Below are 1,924 nucleotides of genomic sequence, written 5' to 3' on the forward strand. Positions count from 1 at the left end.
TGCATAGGTTCTGACCGGGCGGTGCAGGTGACCGGCGGGACCGTCCCGCCACCACCCATGTCAACAGATGAGGTCTGGACGACGGTGTCGGGAAAGACCGCGACGACGGCGTCGGGCAGGCCGGACAGTCCGTCGCAGCAGACGATCAGCACGTCGCGCACCCCGCGGTTGCGTAGGTCGGCCAGGACCTTCTGCCAGAACTTCGCCCCCTCGGTGTCCTTGATCCAGCAGCCCAGGGCGTGCTTGCGGCCGTCGACGTCGACACCGACGGCCAGGTAGGCGACCTTGGTCGCGACGACCCCGTTGTCCTTGACCCGGATCCGGATCCCGTCCACGTACAGGATCGGGTAGACCTCGTCCAGCGGCCGGGACTGCCAGATCTTGATCTCGTCGGCGACGACGTCGGTAACATTCGAGATCAGTTCACGGGACGCCTGCACACCGTAGATCTCGAGCAGATGCGCCTCGATGTCACGGGTCGTCATACCCCGCGAGTACAACGACAGGATCAGGTCGTCGAGGTTCCCGACCCGCCGGGCACGCTTCGGCACGATCGTCGGTTCGAACGAACCATTGCGGTCACGCGGCACCTCGATCTCGACCGGCCCGTTCCGGGTCGACACGGTCTTCGTGGACTTCCCGTTCCGGGAGTTCCCCGACCCGTGACCGGACGGGTCGCCGGCCTCATATCCGAGATGATCGGTCATCTCCGCCTGCAGGGCCCGCTCGAGGACAGCCTTCGTCATCTGGTTCAACAGGCCATCGACCCCATCGACCGGTGTTCCGGCCGCTTTCGCATCCCGCAGAAGCGCATCGATCGTCTCCGGGGAAAACGCCCCGGCGATCCGCTGCGCCGCCCTCACGTCATCCGTCTTGATAGCCGTGCTTTGCGCCACTTGGTGTCCATTTCTGACCTACCCCGATCAAGGTAGATCGATCCTGGTCCACCTCCGGCTTACACAGTCGTCATGACACGCCCGTGCACCCGCGCGATCAGCACGCCGCACCGTGGGCAGGCGACCGGCCCGTCCGGGGTCCGCGCCGCGACCCGGACCCGGTCACCCTCGTCCGCTACGTCTTCCACGACCAGCGGCGCCAACCCCGAGAACAACAGCGCCACCGGGAGTGTCAAGATAACGGCTCTGGCCCACTTTCGGTGGTCACTGTTTGTTAGCGGCACAACCGACCGCCGAAAAGGTCAAGCCGGGCACCGCGAGGCCGTGTCGATCGCTGCAGCAAGGTTCCTGAAAGCCACACAAATGTCACAAGGCCGGCACTGTTGCGGCCAGAGCGGGTGGTGACTCCGTGTCACCACCGAATGTGCACCAGAGCCGTTGTTCTTACACTCCCGCGCCACCAGGCAATCCACACCAAACATGATATATTGCGACATAGTAGGTCGCGTCAGCTACCACCGGATGCGCGACAGAGCCGAGCGTCGGACAGTCCCGAAAACCGCAACAATTGACGGGTGCGATCTGGCGTGCTGTAAAAGGAGCGAATCCAGTGTCGAGATTTGGCGGCGCTTTGCGTCGGGGCCGGCATGGAAGCTCCTTCTCCGCTGACTCCTGTCGCTGTTCGGCGGGCGTCCGCGAATCCCCCGCCAGACCGGGTGCCGGATTAGAGCCCGCTGTCGATGAACTGGAACAACTCGTCGGCCGACGCGGATTCGAGCTGGTCGACGAGGTCTATGTCGCCGACGACGTTCTCCGGCTTCGTCAGCTCGGCCAGCAGGGCGCTGAGCCGCGCCGGGAGCTGCGATTCCCTGATATCGGCGGCCGAGACGTCGGCGAGCAGGACCCTGATGTCCTCGAGTGCCGAGCCGATCCGCTCCAGCGCCTGGTCCACCGTGGAGTTGGTGTGTGGTGTGAGTTTGTGGAGGAGGTGGTGGGTGAGGGCGGTGGGGGTGGGGTGGTCGAAGATG

Annotated in this window: 1 protein-coding gene and 1 pseudogene; both read right to left on the reverse strand. The window is 64.8% G+C overall.

From position 1 onward, the window contains the following. Positions 1 to 845, reverse strand: an 845-nt coding sequence (locus ND748_RS30965) for an IS256 family transposase (protein WP_251749856.1), incomplete at its 3' end; no start/stop codon positions are given. A 775-nt stretch (positions 846 to 1,620) separates the two neighbouring features. Next, positions 1,621 to 1,924 (reverse strand): annotated as a pseudogene (locus tag ND748_RS30970) (hypothetical protein); the annotation flags it as partial.

This window comes from Frankia sp. AiPs1 (genome assembly GCF_023716945.1).
Classification (GTDB): Bacteria; Actinomycetota; Actinomycetes; order Frankiales; family Frankiaceae; genus Frankia.